Origin of the sequence: Streptomyces sp. NPDC051018 (assembly GCF_044456085.1) — a bacterium.
Lineage (GTDB): Bacteria > Actinomycetota > Actinomycetes > Streptomycetales > Streptomycetaceae > Streptomyces.
The window spans coordinates 84,590-102,028 of sequence record NZ_JBITFN010000014.1; the positions used below are offsets into that span (position 1 = coordinate 84,590).

Genomic DNA, 17,439 nt, shown 5'->3' on the forward strand with positions numbered 1-17,439 from the left:
CTCTGTTTCCCGCTCACGAATCCCCCCTGCGGTCGGCGGGTCCGGACCGTCCGGACTCCGCGTGGGCCAGGGCCTCCGCCGCGGCCCGCTGATAGCGGAGCACTGCCTGTTCGGCGACACGGAGATCGCACGGAGCGCTCCACAGCATCCTGCGCGCCACGTCGTACCGCTCGATCAGCATCGGGTCCTCCGCGAACCCGTGCCGGGCCACCTTCGCCTTGTACGCGTCCAGCCGCCCGCGCAGCTCGGCGCGGACCGCGAGCGGGGCGGTGACGGCCGTCAGGGACTCGCGGGCGCGCAGCAGCTCGTCCTCGGCCTCCCGCTCCAGGGACTCCAGAAGCGGTGAGAGGCGGTGCCACTGGGAGTGCCTGCGGTACTCGGCGGCGGTGGACAGCCGCTCCTGGAGCGCGGTGGGGGGCCCGCTGACCGCGGGTACCTCCGACGCGGCGATCTTCGCCAGCACCTCACCGCGCGCGGACCGCGCCTCGGTCAGGGTCCGGTCGGCGCGCGAGAGGACGTCACGCAGCCGGATCAGCCGCTCCTCCGAGTCCTGCCGGACCCTCAGAACGGCCTCGATCTCCCGGCGTACGTCCTCCAGGGCGCGTGCGGCCCGGTCGTAGCGGTCCGTGTCGGGACGGCCGCCGCCGGGCGCGGAACTGCCGGGCGCTGGACGCCAGAAGGCCAGCGGGTCGGAGACCACCTGGGTGCGCAGGGTGGCCAGCTCATGGGTGATGGACTCCAGCTCGTCGCCCGACGGGTGCTCCCCGGGCCGGACACCGACGGAGTGCGCGAGCGAGCGGGTGCGCTGGAGCTCCGCCGAGAGCAGATCGATGCGCGCGGGCAGCGCGGACCACACCGCGTCCGCCGTCACGACCATGTCGAGCGAGGCCGCGTACAGCCCGTTCATCCGCTCGACCAGCTCTTCGAGGGTGAACTGCTCGGAGAGCCGGGCGGGCCCGCTGATCGAGGGCGAGGTGTGGGCGGCCGGGTTGGCCACGGTGACGCTGCGGCCCCGCAGCCGCTCCGTCAGCTCCACCAGGTCGTCACGGCTGGACCAGCGGCGGCGGGCCCGTATCCCCCGGATGTCGGACAGGGCGGCGGTGTACGCGTCGAAGTACCCCCACAGCAGGGTGATCGCCTGCTCGGTGGAGGCCCACCGGTCCTTGGTGACCCCGGTCAGCTCGGCGCCTTCGAGGAGCCTGCGGCCCGCGTGGTCCTGGAGGGCGAGCAGCGAGGTCTCGATCGCCTCGTGCTCGGCGCCCAGCCGCGCCAGCGCACGGTCCACGTCGTCCCGGTCCATCGCCGGCCCATGGGTCCTCCCGGCGCCGGGGTAGGGTCCAGCGACGCCCATCGATCACCTCTTTCGTCGGTCAGCCGGTGCGGTACTTGGGCGCGGGCGCTTCCGATATGCCGGGCAGATCGTCCGCCAGCCAATTCCTGTACGCCGTCTTCCAGCGGACCGGACGATACTCCTCCAGCACCTGGTTGATCCGGCGCACCAGATCGTCCTTGCCGAGCTTGGTGGCGACGCCGTAGTACTCGGTGGTGAAGGGCTTGCCGCCCTTCAGCTCGACGGCCGGGTCCTGGGCCGCCTGGCCCGCGGCCAGGGCGTTGTCCGTGACGACCGCGTCGACGAGCCCCTCCTGGAGCCGCACCAGGCAGTCGAGCTGGTTCGGCACGGTGAGGATGTCCTCGTCCCCGGGCTTGTCGTCGTTCGCGTCCTTGAAGACGGCCCCGAACGCGTTCTTCTCCAGGGCCTCGTACGCGGTGGAGCCCTCCGCGGAGCAGACCTTCCTGCCCTTCAGCGAGTCGTTGTACCCCGTGATGGTGGAATTCACGGGAGCGAGGACCTGCTGTCCGGTCTGGAAGTACGCGGTGGAGAACGCGACCTGCTTGATCCGGGCGCAGTTGATCGTCATCGTCCGCACGACGATGTCCACCGTGCCGTTGTTCAGCGCGGGGATGCGCTGGTTGGTGGGGATGGCGCGGAAGATGATGGCGTTGGGGTCGCCGACGACGTCCTCGGCGATGGCACGGGCGAGATCGATGTCGAAGCCTTCGAGCTTGCCGGTCGTGGGGTTGCGGTAGCCCCAGCGGTAGCTGTTCTGGTCGACGCCGACGATCAGCTTGCCCCGCTTCTTGATCTCCTCGATGTTCGGCCCGTCCGCGGTCGAGGCGGGGAGCGACGCCTCCGGAGTGGAGCAGGTGGCGTCGGCCGTGGCGGGGATCGCCGCGGCCACGCCCTCGCCGTGCGCGGCGATGGCGGACCCGGCGTCCTGGGAGAGCGGGATCAGGGTGGCGGCGGTCACCGCGCAGGCGGCGGCCATGGCCGTGACACCGCCCCAGCCCCGGAAACTGAACCGGCCGCCGCCGAACCGGCCCGCGCCGGCGCCCTTCTCGGTTCGGCCCCTTCCGGTTCCGCCGGCCGGCGGGCGGCCGCTGCCCGGCTCGGTGTTCCTGTCCGTCATCCCTCCCCCTCTCACCGGTATTCCGAAAGCCTGCGGTTGATGCCCAGGATCGCGCCGAGCGCTCCCAGCACCCCGAGCACGGCCGCCCCGGCCGGCAGCCCGCCCAGCGCGCTCCGCCCGTCCTCGGCGGCCCGGGTGAACTCCCGCTGCTCGTGCGCCAGGGCCTTCTCCAGCGCCGCGTCCACCTGGTCGAAGGACTGTCCGGTGGAGTCCTTCGAGCCGATGACCTGTCGCACCGCGCCCTCGTAGTCCCCGGACTTGTCGGTCTCGCTCACCTTCTGGTGCTTCTGCTGCCACGTGGTCACACTCGTGGCCGCCGCCCGGACGGGATCGCGGCCCTCGCCGTCGTCCGCCATGCGCTGCGCCCGGCTGAGCCCCTCGCCGAGGTCGCGCATGTTCTCCCCGTACTCGGTCTCGTACTTGTCGTTCTTGCCGTCGTCGGTGAGCACCGCGCCCCGGGCGACCAGGACGAGGTTCTCATTGGCACGTGCCTTCAGGGAGCTGATCCGCGCGTCGTTCAGCACCTTGAGGGACTGCTGGCCGCTCGTGCGCGCCTCGTTCAGCTGGGCACCGGCGACGGTGTGGGCGACGACCAGCCAGAGCAGCACGACAGTAGAGGCGGCGGTCGCGGCGAGCATCCCGTGGTTGAAGACCCGGTTCGTGTGCCGGTAGTTGCGCCGCTGGGCCCAGAAGAGGGCACCGAGCGCGAGGACGCCCACCAGGAGCGAGAACACCGGCCAGAACCGGGCGTCCTCGTCGTCCCGGTCGAGCCGGGCCGTCTCCGCGTCGTACAGCTTCTGGGCGGCGGGCAGCAGCACCTTGGTCATCTGCTCGTTGGCGAACCGCAGATACGCGCCGCCGAGCGGCAGACCCTGGCGGTTGTACGAGCGGGCCGTCTCGATCCGGCCCGTGTAGACCGGCAGCTGCTCGTTCAGCGTGGCGATCTGGCGGCCGGACTCACTGGAACCGTCCGTGTTTGTCGCGGCCTTGACCAGCAGGCGGGAGGCGAGCGCGATGTCCTTCTCGTACCGCTCGCGCACCTCGGCGGGTTCGTTCCTGGCGCCCGCGAGGAAGCCGCTGGACGCGGCCGTGTCCGCGTCGGCCAGCGAGCGGTAGACGGACGCGGCGTCCGCGCTGAGCGGCTGGCTGCGGCTGACGACGTCGTCGGCGGCGGACGCCCGGCCGGAGACCTCGAACGCGGTCACCGTGCCGAACGCGACCACCAGCGCGGCCAGTACGGCCCCGATGATCTGGAGCCGCCCCGGCTCGGTCGTCGCGGCCGTACGCAGCCGGGTCCTCGCCCCCGAGAGCGCGCCGCGCAGCGGCGAACCGGCGGCCGGCCGCGCTCCCGGCGGCGGCGTGCCGGGGTGCGGGGCGGGCCCGGAGCCGGGCGCCCCGGGCGGCTGCGCGGGTGTGGACGCCGGAGCCGGCTGAGGCGCGCTGCGCACATTCGGCGGGTTTGTCACGAGACCTCCCCCTTGGTCGCTGACGGCGGCCCGCTCCCCTGCGGGTCGGGGGATGACCCCTGGCCAGTCAGTATGGCCGCGATGGCCGACAATCACAGCAGGATTGACTGGATCTTGAACCTGTGGTGCCGGATCAGCGGGTGATCTCCCCATCGTGAATACGCTTCACACGCGTGATCGGTTCCCGGTTGCGAGGGGGCGGATCGAGGCATTCCCGGGTGGCGCCCGGGAATGCCGCCGCCGACGGCGGGGCGGAGGTGTGGAGGCCGCCGCCGGTGGAGGGGCGCGGGCGGCGAGTTCCGCCGGTCGAGGGTGCCCCGGCCGAGGGCGCCGGGGGGTGAAAGGCGCACGGGCCGAGGCCGCCGGTGGTGAAGGGCCCACGGGCCGAAGGCGCCGGGCTCAGAGGGCGCTCAGCACCGGGTCCGTCGGCGGAGCCACCGGGTCCGTGGGCGCGCCGCCCCGTGCACTGCGGCAGGGGCGGCGCGCCCGGCGGCCGTCAGACGGCGTAGTACGAGCGCAGCCGGGCGCGGGCCTCCGGCGGCGCCCCCGTGTGGTCCAGCCCCAGCAGGATCGCGCCGAGCACCGGCGGAGCCGTCACGACCTCCGCCGACGCCTTGGGGGCCTTCGCGGCGAGCAGGGCGGTGATCTGCGCGTCCAGTTCGGGATGGCGGGCGGCCAGCACACTCCCGCCGAGCAGGACAGGCGCCTCCTCGTCGAGCAGATCGAGGCGGGAGAGGGCGACCGTGGACATGGACACGACCTCCTCCGCCAGCCGGCGGACCAGCGACCCGGCCACCGGGTCCCCCGCCGCGCTGGTCGCGAAGAGGACCGGCGTCAGCTCATGCGTACGGGCGTAGGGGATACCGCCCCGGTGCAGCGCCTCGATCAGCGCGTACATCGAGTCCAGCCCGAAGTGCCCCGGAAGGGTCCGCGCCAGGGCCGTCGGCTCCCCCCGGCCGTCCTCCGCGCGGGCCGCGTGCCACAGGGACTCCTCCGCCAGCCCCTGGCCCCCGCCCCAGTCCCCGGAGATCTTGCCGATCGCGGGGAAGCGGGCGGTACGGCCGTCCGGCAGCATGCCCACGCAGTTGATGCCCGCGCCGCAGACGACGGCCACCCCGCGCGGCTCGTCGAGACCGGCCCGCAGGATCGCGAACGTGTCGTTCCGTACGTCCGTCGTACGCCCCCAGCCGCGCGCCGCCAGAGCCGCCGTCAGCTCCCGTTCCTCCACCGGGAGATCCACATTGGCCAGACAGGCCGAGACGTGCTCGGCCCCGGCGATGGGCCGCCCCCGGGCCCGGGCCAGGGCGAGCGCCTCCTCGACGGTCGCCGCGAGGGCGTCGATCGCGGCCTCGACACCGACCCTCGGCGGCTGGAAGCCATGGCGTCCGCGCGCCGACGCCAGGACCGACCCGTCCCGGCCGACGAAGGCCACATCGGTCTTGCTGTTGCCCGCGTCGATGGCGAGGACGGCAGCGGTCACGCCCACGCGAGGTGCTCCCGGTTGTGCGCGATCAGCTTGTCGGTGAGCGCCTCGGCGTACTCGTACTGGCCGATCAGGGGATGTGACAGCAGCGCCTTGAACACCCGGTCGCGCCCGCCGTGCAGGGCGGCCTGAAGCGCCAGGTCCTCATAGGCGGTGACCTGGGCCGCGAGCCCCGCGTACAGCGGATCGACGGCGGGTACGGCCAGCGGACGCGCGCCCTGAGGGCCGACGGTGGCCTGGGTCTCGATGACGGCGTCGTCCGGGAGGAAGGGCAGGGTGCCGTTGTTGAGGGTGTTCACCACCTGGTACGGGCTGCCGCCCGAACCCAGCAGCGACGCCGCCAGATCCACGGCCGCCTCCGAGTAGAACGCCCCTCCCCGCTTCGCCAGCAGCGCGGGCTTGGTGTCGAGTTCCGGGTCGCCGTACATCTTCAGGAGGTGCTTCTCCATCTCCGCGACCTCCGCGGCCCGGGACGGCTTGGTCCTCAGCTCCCGTACGACCTCGTCGTGCGCGTAGAAGTAGCGCAGATAGTACGAGGGGATCACACCGAGCCGGTCCAGGAGCACCCGCGGCAGCCGCAGATCGTCCGCGATCGTCTCCCCGTGCTCGGCCAGCAGCTTCGGCAGCACGTCCGCGCCCGCGGGACCGCCGATCCGTACGCCCGTCTCCCAGCTCAGATGGTTGAGCCCCACATGGTCGAGATGGACGTCGGACGGGTTCACGTCCAGCAGCCCCGCGAACTTCCGCTGGAAGGCGATGGCGACATTGCACAGCCCGACGGCCCGGTGGCCGGCCCGCAGCAGCGCCCGGGTCACGATCCCCACCGGATTGGTGAAGTCGATGATCCAGGCGTCCGGGTTGGTGCGCCGGACCCGCTCGGCGATGTCGAGGACGACGGGAACGGTCCGCAGCGCCTTGGCGAGGCCGCCCGCGCCCGTCGTCTCCTGGCCGACACAGCCGCACTCCAGCGGCCAGGTCTCGTCCTGGAGACGGGCCGCCTGGCCGCCGACGCGCAGCTGGAGCAGGACCGCGTCGGCGTCCGCGACACCCGCGTCGGTGTCCGAGGTGGTGACGACGGTCCCCGGGTGGCCCTGCCTGGCGAAGATCCGCCGCGCCAGTCCGCCGACCAGTCCCAGCCGCTCCACATCCGGGTCGACGAGGACCAGTTCGCTGATGGGGAGCGTGTCCCTCAGCCGGGCGAAGCCGTCGATCAGCTCCGGGGTATAGGTGGATCCGCCACCCACGACAGCGAGCTTCATAGATGTCTAGCCCTTCACTCCGGTCAGTGTGACTCCTTCGACAAACGCCTTCTGGGCGAAGAAGAACACGATGATCACGGGGGCCATGACCAGGACGGTCGCGGCCATGGTCAGATTCCAGTCGGTGTGATGCGCTCCCTTGAACGACTCCAGTCCATAGCTGAGCGTCCAGGCGCCCGGATTCTCGGAGGCGTAGATCTGCGGACCGAAGTAGTCGTTCCAGGCGTAGAAGAACTGGAACAGCGCCACCGCCGCGATGCCCGGCTTGGCCATCGGCAGCACGATCCTGATCAGGGTGCGCAGTTCACCGCAGCCGTCCACCTTCGCCGAGTCCAGATACTCGTTGGGGATGGTGAGCAGGAACTGGCGCAGCAGGAAGATCGAGAACGCGTCGCCGAACGCCATCGGGATGATCAGCGGCCACAGGGTGCCCGCGAGGTCCAGCTCCTTCGCCCAGAAGAGGTACATCGGGATGATGACGACCTGCGGCGGCAGCATCATCATCGAGATGACGAGCATCATCGCCAGCCGCTGTCCGCGGAAGCGGAACTTGGCGAGCGCGTACGCCACCGGGATGGACGACAGCACCGTCAGAACGGTGCCCAGCCCCGCGTACAGCAGCGTGTTGCGCCACCAGGTCAGAAAGCCCGGGGTGTCGAGCACCTTGGGGTAGTTGCCCCACTCCCAGTTCGTCGGGATCAGATCCCTGGTGAGCGTCTGCTGGTCGCTCATCAGCGAGGTCAGCACGACGAAGACGAAGGGGAGGACGAAGAACAGCGCGGCGGCGATGCCGAGCGAGTGCACCGCGATCCAGTGCAGCAGAGCCTTGCGGCGGGCCGTGCGCGCGGCGGCCGTCAGCGGCGCGGAGCCCGTTGCCACCGGTTCCTTGTCGAGCAGTCGGGTCATCTCAGTCACCCACCTGTACGAGGCCGCCGCGCCGGCGCATCAGAAACGCGGTGAAGACCATGGAGAGCACGAACAGGACCAGCGCGATGACCGCCGCCGCGCCGTAGTCGAAGCGCTGGAAGCCGATGTTGTAGATCAGCTGCGGCAGCGTCAGGGTGGACTTCTCGGGATAGCCGGGCTCGAACTGCTGCCCGCTGCCGCCGATGATCCCGGACGCGACCTTCCCCGCGACCAGGGGCTGGGTGTAGTACTGCATCGTCTGGATCACCCCGGTGACCACGGCGAACATCACGATCGGCGAGATGTTCGGCAGGGTCACGAAGCGGAAGCGCTGCCAGGACGAGGCCCCGTCGAGCTCGGCCGCCTCGTACTGCTCCTTCGGTACGTCCAGCAGCGCCGCCATGAAGATCACCATCAGATCGCCGATGCCCCAGAGCGCCAGCATCGTGAGCGCCGGCTTGGACCAGGCCGGATCGGTGAACCAGCCGGGGCTGGGCAGCCCGATCGAGTCCAGGATCGAGTTCACCGGCCCCGTACCGGGGTTGAGCAGAAAGACGAAGGCCAGTGTGGCGGCGACCGGCGGTGCGAGATACGGCAGATAGAACAGGGTGCGGAAGACCCCGGCGCCCGACTTGATCCGGGTGATCAGCAGGCCGATGCCGAGGCCGAAGACCACCCGGCAGCTGACCATCACCACGACCAGCCAGAGTGTGTTCCGGAGCGCGGGCCAGAACAGCCGGTACTCACTGAAGACGTAGGTCCAGTTCTCCAGTCCATTGGGGGTGGGGGGACGGAAACCGTCGTACTTCATGAAGGAGAAGTAGACGGTCGAGATCAGCGGATACGCGAAGAAGACGCTGAAGCCGATCAACCAGGGGGACAGAAACGCCACGGTTCGAAGCGCCGACCGGCGGCGCTTCGAACGCAGGGTGTGCGTGGTCATCGCTCGGTGGTTCCGGTGGCTACTTCTGCTTGGCGATGTCGGTGTCGATCTGCTTCGCCGTCTTCTCCAGCCCGGCCTGGAGGTCCTTCACCTTGCCCGCCTCGTACTGGTAGCCGAAGTCCTGGAACGTCACCTGGTAGGCGCCGCCGTCGACGTTCGCGGGGGTGGTGCTGGACTTGGGGTGCTTGGCGATGTCGATGAACGTCTTGAACGCCGGGTCGAACTTCAGGTCGGGCGACTCCAGCGCCTCGATCGTGGACGGCACGTTCCGGATGCCGTTGGAGAAGGCCACCACCGCGGCGGTGTCCGTGGTCATGTACTTCACCAGCTCCCACGCCGCGTTCTGCTTCTTGCTGGTGGAGGCTATGCCCATGATCGTGCCGGAGAGGTAGCCCATGCCGTAGTCCGCGACCTTGTCGTCGGCGACGGGCAGCGGCGCGGTGCCGATCCTGAACTTCACACCCGCGTCCTTGGCCATGCCGAGCCGCCACTCCCCGTCGAGCTGCATGGCGACCTGACCGGTGTGGAAGGGGTGCTTGGCGCCCCACTCGTCACCGAAGGTGTTGCGGTACTTCTCCAGCTTCGCGAAGCCGCCGAGCTTGTCGATGAGACCCTTCTGATAGGTCATCATCTTCGCGAACGCGGGGTCCTTGGCGACGTTCGACTTGCCGTCGGCGTCGAAGTAGGTCGGCGACCACTGCGAGGCGTAGTGCATGGGGGTGGTCTCGTAGCCGTGGTAGTTCGGCATGAAACCGAGCTGCTTGTAGCTGTCGCCCTTGGCCTGGGTGAGCTTCTGGGCGACCTTCTCGAACTCGCTCCACGTCTTCGGCGGCGCGGTGATCCCGGCCGCCTCGAAGGCGTCGATGTTGTAGTACAGGCCGTAGGCGTCGTTCAGCAGCGGAAGGGCACACTGATTGCCCTCGAACTGCGTGTAGTCCAGCAGCGGCTTGTGGAAGACCTTCGCCGGGTCGATCTTCGACTTCTCCAGGAACGGCTTGAGGTCGACGAACGCGCCGCTCGTGCAGAACTTGCCCACGCTGTCCGTCGTGAACGACGAGACCACGTCGGGGGCCTTCGAACCGCCCGCCCGCAGCGCCTGGTTGATCTTGTCGTCGGTCATATTGCCGACGACCTTGACCGTGATGTTCTTGTGGGCGGCCTCGAAGCGCTTGACGTTGTCCTGGATCGCCTTGACCTCGCTGGGCGCGGACCAGCCGTGCCAGAGCGTGAGGGTGGTCTTGGCGTCGGGGTCGTCGTCGGCCGCGTTCTCCGTCGACCCCGTACAGGCCGAGGCGAGCAGGGTCAGTGCGGCGGTCGCTGCGAGCGCCGCTGCCGTCTTCCTGGTGCGTGTGGACATGGCGGTGTCTCCCTGTGGCGGGTCGGGGGTGAAGAGGGGGGAACGGTGGTGCTGAGGGGTGCCGAGGGGGTGCCGTGAGGTGAGCGAGTGGGTGGGTGCGTGGGTGAGTAGGTGAGTGAGTGAGTGAGTGGGGTGTCAGTGGTGGGTTGTGGGGCTGGTCGTGGGGCTGGTGGTGTTCTGGGGGGTGGTGCGTGGTGTTGGTGCTGGTGTGGTTTTTGTGAGCTGGGGTGGTGCTCGCGGTGGCGTGGTGCTCGCGGTGGGGTGTGCGGTGTGTGCTGGTGGTGCGGTGCGGTGGTCAGCGTGCCGTGGTGTCGAAGATCTCGTCCCGCGTGGTGGCCAGGGCACTCTCCAGCGCCCCCCGCAGGACCGGGTGTTCGCGTACGGAGCCGAGTACGAGCCGGGGCCGGGACGCCGCCAGCTCCGTCAGCTCCGCCTGGACGAGAGCGCGCAGGGGCTCCCCGCCGGCGGTGATCACCTCGCCGGAGAGGACGATGAGTTCGGGATCGAGTACGGCGACCATGGACGCGAGCCCCGTGGCCAGCCCGGTCGCGTACGCGTCGAGCAGCAGTCGGTACGGCCCCGATCCCGCCTCGGCCGCCTCGGCGACCAGCGCGGTGGCGACCTCGGTGTAGTGGCCCTGGCCCACGCCCGTCACCCCCAGCTCCCGGGCCAGGCGCGGTAGCGCCTGCGCGCCGGCCAGCTCCTGGAAGCCCCCGCTGTTGGCCTTGGTCACCTGCCGTACGAGCGGGGTGCCCGGCACCGGCAGGAAGCCGACCTCGCCCGCCCCGCCGGTGAAGCCGCGGTGCAGCTTCCCGCCGATGACGAGGGCGGCGCCCAGCCCCTCCTCGTTCCACAGCAGCATGAAGTTCTCATGGCCGTGGGCGGCCCCGAGCCGCTGCTCGGCGAGGGCGACGAGATTGACGTCGTTCTCGTACTCGACGGGCATCGGCAGTACGGCGGCCAGCTCGTCGAGCAGCGTGGGGGAGTGCCAGCCGGGCAGATGCGAGGCGTACCGCAGCCGGCCGGTGGACGGGTCGAACGCGCCCGGTGTCCCGATCACGAGCCGGTGGATGTCGGCCCGGGTCAGCTCCGCCGCCTTCGCGGCACCGTCGAGGGCCTCCGTCACCTGGCGTACGACACTCTCGGCACGGCGGCCCGGGGTGAGCAGTTCGAACTCCCCGACCGTCGCGCCGGTGATGTCGGCCACGGCGGCGCGGATGCGCTGCGGTGTCACATCGAGCCCGGCGGCGAACGCGGCCCGTGCGTTGACCGCGTACAGCTGGGCGTTGGGGCCCGGCCTGCCCTCGGTCGTCCCGGTGGCGACGACCAGCCCGGCCGCTTCCAGCCGTACCAGCAGCTGGGACGCGGTGGGCTTGGAGAGCCCGGTCAGCTTTCCGATCCTGGTACGGGAGAGGGGCCCGTGCTCCAGCAGCAGATCGAGCGCCGCGCGGTCGTTCATCGCGCGGAGTACGCGCGGCGTACCGGGGGTCGTACCGGCGACGGCCACGGCGGATGCACCTGCCCTTCGGCTGAGAGGCCCCCGGACTGGATGGTGGGACTGTTAGGAAAGTTTCCTATCGGGGGTGTGAGGAAGGTAGGCCCGGGGACGGGGGGCCGTCAATGGCCGGAGCTTCCGCGGCAACCAAAGCGTTATTTTCGGGGGCGTGGGTCGGGTGGAGCGGGCGCTCGGGCGGGGGCGCTCGGTCGGTGGGGGCGTGGGCGGGTGCGGGTTGGTGCCGGGGGTTGGTGCGGTGTGCGTGGTCGTGCGGGGTGGGTGTGGGGCCCCGGGGTGCTGAGCCGGGGTGCCGGGGCCGCGTACGGAGTGGGGCGGGGCGCATGGTGGTGGGGCCGGCGCGGTGTGCGTGGTCGGCTCGGGTGGTGCGGGGGCGGGGCCCGGGGCGTTCGGTGGTGGGGGCCGATGCCTTGTGCGTGGCCGTCTGGGGTGGTGCGGGGCGGGCATGGCGAGGTGGGTACGGGGCGGGGCGGCGGCCTTGCGGAAACGGCGGAGGCGGGCATCCCCACGGGATACCCGCCTCCGCCGTTTCCGGCCCGCCCTACTTCGTCAGATTCGGCGGGTTCGTCGGCTGCGGTATCGGCGACGCCGCCAGCGACTGCGGCGACACCGGGCTCGCCAGCGCCGACGGCGGCGCGACCGACGCCGTCGGATCCGGCGCCGGGGCGGCCTCCTCCACCGCCGGAAGCCCGCCGACGATACGGATGCCCGCCGCGTCGAACGCCCGCTTGATCCGCCAGCGCAGCTCCCGCTCGACCCCGAGCGCCTTGCCCGGCATCGTCTTCGCCGCCACCCGGACCGTCATCGAATCCAGCAGGACCTCCGTCAGACCCAGCGTCTCCACCGGGCCCCACAGCTGCTCGTTCCACGGCTCGGCCTTCGCCAGCTCGTCCGCGACCTCACCGATCACCGCGCGAACCCGGTCCAGATCCTCCGACGGACGGACCGTGACATCCACCGTCGAGGTCGCCCAGCCCTGACTGAGGTTTCCGATCCGCTTGATCTCGCCGTTGCGCACATACCAGATCTCGCCGTCGTCACCGCGCAGCTTCGTCACCCGCAGACCGACCTCGACCACCTCGCCCGAGGCCACGCCCGCGTCGATCGAGTCGCCTACCCCGTACTGGTCCTCCATGATCATGAAGACCCCGGACAGAAAGTCCGTGACCAGGTTCCGCGCGCCGAAACCGATCGCCACACCCGCCACACCCGCGGACGCCAGCAGCGGCGCGAGATCGATCTGGAAGGCACCGAGGATCATCAGCCCCGCCGTACCCAGAATCAGGAACGACGCCACCGACCGCAGCACCGACCCGATCGCCTCGGAACGCTGACGCCTCCGCTCCGCGTTGACCAGCAGCCCTCCGAGAGCCGTGCCCTCCACCGCCTGGGCGGAACGGTTCATCCGCGCTATCAGCTTCGTCAGGGCCCGGCGAACCAGCATCCGCAGCACCAGCGCGACGACCAGGATCAGCGCGATGCGCAGACCCGTGTTCAACCAGGTGGACCAGTTCTCCTCCACCCAGCCGGCGGCGTTCCCCGCATGCTCTGCGGCCTCGTCGAGAGTGACCGGCCCCGGAGTGGGGGCCGAGGGATCCGCGGGATCGGCGGCCAGGGGAAAAGATGACCAGAGGGCGGTCACGAGGGCGAACCTCCAGGTGTTGCTTACGGCTGATCAACCACCCTAACGGGGCATCTCGTCCACACCGTTGCCACAGCCGGGGGAGAGACAAGGCTCACCTGGGGATGAACACCGGGGGAGGTGGTCGTTATATGTGATGTGGTTGAAAACACTTCGAGCCCGTTACCGCTCGGTGGTGGCGCTCGGACCAGGCAGGAGGAGAGACTGAGAGCAGATCGTCCCGGCGCGAGCCACGCGCCGCCGGCGTACAAGGAGGCATCAACCGTGCCGCACGTCCTGGTCCTCAACGCGTCGTACGAGCCCCTCGGTGTCGTACCGCTCCGCCGCGCGCTCGTCCTCGTCCTGGAGAACAAGGCTCTCTGCCTCGAGGAGTCCGGCGCCTTCATGCACAGCGCGACCCGTGTCATCGCCGCACCCAGCGTCGTACGGCTGAAGCGGTTCGTCCGGGTCCCCTATCGGGGGCCCGTCCCATTGACCCGCAAAGCGCTCTTCGCCCGCGACGGCGGGCGCTGCATGTACTGCGGTGGCGTCGCAACCAGCGTCGACCACGTCATCCCGCGCAGCCGCGGCGGCAAGCACGTCTGGGACAACGTGGTGGCCGCGTGCCGCCGCTGCAACCACGTCAAGGCGGACCGCCACCTGCGCGAACTCGGCTGGCGCCTGCGCCACCAGCCCGCACCCCCGAGCGGCCTCGCCTGGCGCATCATCGGCACGGGTCACAGGGACCCACGCTGGCTGCCGTACCTGCAACCGTACGGCGCGGAGGACGCAATGGCCCGTATCGACGGCATCTCTGCCTGAGAGGGGGCTATTTTTTGTGGCTCGGTTCTCCCCTGGACGGAGTCCGGGGACCCTCACGCTGAGGGCTTTGAGCGGGTGGGGGCGGGTGAGTGTGCTCGGCCGTCGGCACCGGGCGGGGGGTCTCCGGACGGTGACCGACGCGCGGCCTATTTTTTGTGGCTCGGTTCTCCTCCGGGGGCCTTCAGTGTGTGTCGACGGTCGATCGTGCTCGACCGCTCGTTCCTCGCGGCCTCCGCGCGTTCTCCCTTTCGACACCCACGGCCCCCTTCGGCTCACTCGCCAGGCACAACGGGTGGAGGGAAGGGATGCGGGATCTCGACAGCTCAGCCGCCAGGCCCACGGGGCGGAGGGGAGGGTGCAGGCCCCTCTTCGTTCACTCGCCAAGCTCAGCGGGTGGAGGGAAGGGCACAGGTCCTCGTTCGCTCGCCCATCGGGCACAGGGGGTGAAGGGAAAGGCACAGGCCCGCTTCGGGGCAGCCGTCGGGCCCTACGGGTGAGGGGGAAGGGCGCAGGCCCCTGGCGCTCGGCCGGCGGGTGCGTGGGGTGGGCGGGGCAGCCCCCGGGCATGCCTACTCCGCTGCCACCGCGTAGGTCTCCACCGAGAAGAGGGAGTAGCCGAAGCGGGTGGCTCGCTGGTCGCCCTGGATGCGGAGGAAGCGGGCGCCGGGGGCGTCGAGGCGGACGGATTCGCGGCCGCCCTTGCCGTCGGTGACCGTGGCGGCGGTGCGCCAGGTGCGGCCGTCGGGGGAGACCTGGATGCGGTAGCGCTTGGCGTAGGCGTCCTGCCAGTGGAGGACGACCTGGCCGACGCGGGCGGGTGAGGCGAGCCGGAGCTGCCACCAGGCGCCGTCCTCGTAGGGGGAGGACCAGCGGGTGGCCGGGTCCGCGTCGAGGGCGGAGGAGGGCGGGAAGTCGGGGGTCTCGTCGCCGGACGAGGAGGCCGAGGCGCCCGGGGCGCGGGCGAGGTCGGGGCCGCCCGTGCGGGGGTAGGCCCGGACGGTCAGGGTCTCTTCCTGGCCCGCGAAGGAGAGGGACACCCGGTACTCCCCGGCGGGGGTGCCCTCGGGGACGGTGATCAATACCGGGACCGTCGTCCGCAGCCCGCGCGGGACGGTGGTCTTCGGCGGTACCGTCACCTTGATCCCCGCCGGCACCTTCGCGGTCAGCGTGCCCTGGACCGCCGCGGGGCGCTGGGCGGTCAGACGGACATCCGTCCGCTGGGGGGCGCCGCCGATCTCCGCGTCCGTCTCGGTGCGTACGAGCTCCAGACCGGCCGCGGGTTCGTCGGCGAACCAGGGCACGAGGGACCGTACGGTGACGGGCGGGAATCCGTCGGAGGCGACGCGTATCGCGTCCACCCGCAGGCCCTTGATGTCGGCCTGGGTCCAGCCGCTCGGGGACAGCCGGCCCAGGGAACGCCAGCCCTCGCCCGGAACGTGGGCCTCCAGCCGGCCGGGGGAGGCCCCGGGGACGGTCATCGCCGTGACCGTGCTCAGGGGGCGGGGGCGGTCCAGCCGGACCGTGGCGTCGCCCGCCGTCCTCGTGACCCGTGCCGCGCCCGTCCAGGCGGCGGACTCCTTCTCGGCCCGTACCAGGAACGGGTCGAGCACACCCTTGCCGACCACGGCCCGGGACGCCGCCAGCCCCTTGCGTACCTTCTCCAGCTCCAGGGAGGCCCGCCAGGCCGACTCGCCGTCGCTCCTGGACTGGGCCTGGAGCATGTCGACCGACAGTTCGCCCGCACGGCCGAACCGCGCCAGCTGGTCCAGCCACGGCCGTACCTCGTCGTCCAGCCGGCCGCCGGCGGGCCGGGAAAGGCTCCCGGGGGCCTCCCGCATCACCGTGAACGCGGCCCGCAGCGAGGCCGCCGCCCGGTCGCGGGCCGCCGTGTCCGGGCCCGTACGCGTACGCCAGAAGTCGTCGAGGAGGGGCTTGAGATAGCCGGACTCGGCTGGGTTCAGGATCGACGAGGCGTGGTTGCCCGCCAGCGCGCCGAGCGCCCTACGCGCCTCGGCGTCGCCGCCCGCCAGGTCGTCCAGGGCGGCCCCCCAGGACTCCTGGGGGCGGTAGCCCTTCGGGTTCCAGGCGTAGTCGGCGGCGGTGAACAGCGGAATGCGGGACGCGGACGCCTGCTCCATCGCGTTGGTCAGCAGGGCCGCGGAACCGGACGCCACGCCGGGCTCCCGGCCCGTGTACGGGCCGAGGAACAGCCGGTCCTGCGCGTAGTCGTTGACCGGGTAGTTGTCCATGGTGACCAGCGGATGGTCGAACGCCTCCCGCGCGCCCGCCAGTTCCCGGCCGGTGATCGTACGCGGCACCACGCCGACGCCCGTCCACGCCACCTGGACCCGCCAGTCCAGCTCGTCCGCGAGGGCACGGCGGTACTTCGTCTCACCCTCCTGGTAGAACTCCGTCGGCATCAGCGACAGGGGCTCCGCCCCTGGATGGCGCTGTGCCAGATGCGCCGCCACCGCGCCCGCCACCCGCGCCTGCGCCCGGGCCGCCGCCTCGGGGCCCCGCCCGAAGACCTCCGCGTCCCGGTCGCAGTGCCACTCGCTGTAGCTGACGTCCTGGAACTGGAGCTGGAACGCCCGCACCCCCAGCGCCCACATCGCGTCGATCTTGCGGGTGAGCGCCCTGACGTCCTCGTCCTTGGCGAGACACATCTCCTGCGCGGGCGCGACGGCCCAGGCGAGCGTCACATGGTTCTGCCGGGCCCGGTCCGCCAGCTCGCGGAACTCCGCGCGCCTGTCCGCCGGATAGGGATCGCGCCAGCGCGCCTGGCGGAAGGGGTCGTCACCGGGGGCGTAGAGGTATCGGTTCTGCTTGGTACGGCCCATGAAATCGACCTGGGCCAGCCGCTGTGCGTGGCTCCACGGCTCCCCGTAGAAACCTTCCGTCATCCCGCGTACCACCGTGCCCGGCCAGTCGCGCACGACGACGCCCGCCACCGACCGCCCGGCGCCCCCCGGGCCGGTGATCAGCTGGCGCAGGGTCTGGACGCCGTGGAACAGTCCGTCCTCGCCGACGCCGTCCAGTGCGATCGTGTCCCGGCCCCCGGCCCGGCCCGTCGCCAGCCGGTAGCCGCCCACCGGCAGATCGGCCCGCTCGGCCACTCTCAGGGCGCGCAGCGCGTCCTGCGCGCCCGTGCCGCCGAGGCGCAGTACGGGCCCGCGGCCGGGCAGCGCGGTGTAGAGGGTCCGGACGCCCGCGTCGCGCAGCAGCCGATGGGCCAGCTCGACGGCGCGCGGGTCGGCTCCGGGGTCCGCGAGGACGGTGACCTGGTCGCCCAGCGGCACCGAGGGGCCGGCCGCGCGTATCGACTGCGGGCGCGGCCACACCGGGGGAACCGTTCCCTCGTTCGTGGGGTTCTCCGTGGTGCCGGCGGGGGCGCCGGGCTCCCCCGGAGCGGCGGAGGCGCCGTGGGTACCGCTGAGGAGACCGCCGATGACGGCGACCGCGACGGCCGTGGCCGTACGCCTTCCGCGTCCGAGCCGCACGCTCGTCTCCCCTCGGATCCCAGAAATGTATCCAACGGATAACGAGCCCATCACCCTTGTCCTGAAGTGTCAACGCGGGTGGCCGTTCTGCGCCTTTTGCC

Annotated in this window: 12 protein-coding genes; 1 reads left to right on the forward strand and 11 read right to left on the reverse strand. The window is 71.2% G+C overall.

Annotated features, from left to right (window positions below):
- Positions 1–13 precede the first annotated feature (13 nt).
- The 10 genes from ACIBCM_RS23545 to ACIBCM_RS23590 form a co-directional block, all read right to left on the reverse strand.
- Complete coding sequence (locus ACIBCM_RS23545) at positions 14–1,351, reverse strand: hypothetical protein (RefSeq protein WP_399246236.1); 1,338 nt, start codon at positions 1,349–1,351, stop codon at positions 14–16.
- 19 nt (positions 1,352–1,370) lie between these two features.
- On the reverse strand, positions 1,371–2,468 hold the full coding sequence (locus ACIBCM_RS23550) for a glutamate ABC transporter substrate-binding protein (RefSeq protein WP_399246238.1): 1,098 nt from the start codon (positions 2,466–2,468) through the stop codon (positions 1,371–1,373).
- Positions 2,469–2,479: 11 nt separating this feature from the next.
- Positions 2,480–3,934, reverse strand: a complete 1,455-nt coding sequence (locus ACIBCM_RS23555) for a hypothetical protein (protein WP_399246240.1) — start codon at positions 3,932–3,934, stop codon at positions 2,480–2,482.
- Positions 3,935–4,430: 496 nt separating this feature from the next.
- Entirely contained in the window at positions 4,431–5,420 is a 990-nt protein-coding gene (locus ACIBCM_RS23560; protein ID WP_399246242.1) for an N-acetylglucosamine kinase, read from the reverse strand.
- Positions 5,411–6,676 carry a 6-phospho-beta-glucosidase gene (locus ACIBCM_RS23565; RefSeq protein ID WP_399246244.1) on the reverse strand — a complete coding sequence of 422 codons (1,266 nt, stop codon included), beginning with the start codon at positions 6,674–6,676 and terminating at the stop codon, positions 5,411–5,413. The genes ACIBCM_RS23560 and ACIBCM_RS23565 overlap by 10 nt, the downstream gene beginning before the upstream one ends.
- A 6-nt stretch (positions 6,677–6,682) precedes the next feature.
- Positions 6,683–7,582, reverse strand: a complete 900-nt coding sequence (locus ACIBCM_RS23570; RefSeq protein WP_399246246.1) for a carbohydrate ABC transporter permease — start codon at positions 7,580–7,582, stop codon at positions 6,683–6,685.
- 1 nt (position 7,583) lies between these two features.
- Positions 7,584–8,525, reverse strand: coding sequence for a carbohydrate ABC transporter permease (locus ACIBCM_RS23575; RefSeq protein ID WP_399246248.1), 942 nt, complete (start codon positions 8,523–8,525; stop codon positions 7,584–7,586).
- A gap of 19 nt (positions 8,526–8,544) precedes the next feature.
- Positions 8,545–9,882: an ABC transporter substrate-binding protein gene (locus tag ACIBCM_RS23580; RefSeq protein ID WP_399246250.1), complete on the reverse strand. Its 1,338-nt coding sequence runs from the start codon at positions 9,880–9,882 to the stop codon at positions 8,545–8,547.
- 295 nt (positions 9,883–10,177) lie between these two features.
- Positions 10,178–11,341: an ROK family protein gene (locus ACIBCM_RS23585; protein WP_399246415.1), complete on the reverse strand. Its 1,164-nt coding sequence runs from the start codon at positions 11,339–11,341 to the stop codon at positions 10,178–10,180.
- A gap of 595 nt (positions 11,342–11,936) precedes the next feature.
- Positions 11,937–13,037, reverse strand: a complete 1,101-nt coding sequence (locus tag ACIBCM_RS23590; protein ID WP_399246252.1) for a mechanosensitive ion channel domain-containing protein — start codon at positions 13,035–13,037, stop codon at positions 11,937–11,939.
- A 264-nt stretch (positions 13,038–13,301) separates the two neighbouring features.
- Between ACIBCM_RS23590 and ACIBCM_RS23595 the strand changes: the two genes are divergently transcribed.
- A complete protein-coding gene (locus tag ACIBCM_RS23595) occupies positions 13,302–13,838 on the forward strand; it encodes an HNH endonuclease (protein ID WP_389263597.1) in 537 nt (178 codons plus the stop codon).
- A 569-nt stretch (positions 13,839–14,407) separates the two neighbouring features.
- On the opposite strand, the gene ACIBCM_RS23600 is transcribed toward ACIBCM_RS23595, so the two are convergent.
- On the reverse strand, positions 14,408–17,338 hold the full coding sequence (locus tag ACIBCM_RS23600) for a beta-N-acetylglucosaminidase domain-containing protein (protein WP_399246255.1): 2,931 nt from the start codon (positions 17,336–17,338) through the stop codon (positions 14,408–14,410).
- Positions 17,339–17,439 lie beyond the last annotated feature (101 nt).

What these genes read in the sequence shown, in the direction of transcription:
- ACIBCM_RS23545 (WP_399246236.1), bottom strand. Translation starts at nt 1,351, where the DNA reads ATGGGCGTCGCTGGACCCTACCCCGGCGCCGGGAGGACCCATGGGCCG.
- ACIBCM_RS23550 (WP_399246238.1), bottom strand. Translation starts at nt 2,468, where the DNA reads ATGACGGACAGGAACACCGAGCCGGGCAGCGGCCGCCCGCCGGCCGGC.
- ACIBCM_RS23565 (WP_399246244.1), bottom strand. Translation starts at nt 6,676, where the DNA reads ATGAAGCTCGCTGTCGTGGGTGGCGGATCCACCTATACCCCGGAGCTG.
- ACIBCM_RS23570 (WP_399246246.1), bottom strand. Translation starts at nt 7,582, where the DNA reads ATGACCCGACTGCTCGACAAGGAACCGGTGGCAACGGGCTCCGCGCCG.
- ACIBCM_RS23575 (WP_399246248.1), bottom strand. Translation starts at nt 8,525, where the DNA reads ATGACCACGCACACCCTGCGTTCGAAGCGCCGCCGGTCGGCGCTTCGA.
- ACIBCM_RS23580 (WP_399246250.1), bottom strand. Translation starts at nt 9,882, where the DNA reads ATGTCCACACGCACCAGGAAGACGGCAGCGGCGCTCGCAGCGACCGCC.
- ACIBCM_RS23585 (WP_399246415.1), bottom strand. Translation starts at nt 11,341, where the DNA reads ATGAACGACCGCGCGGCGCTCGATCTGCTGCTGGAGCACGGGCCCCTC.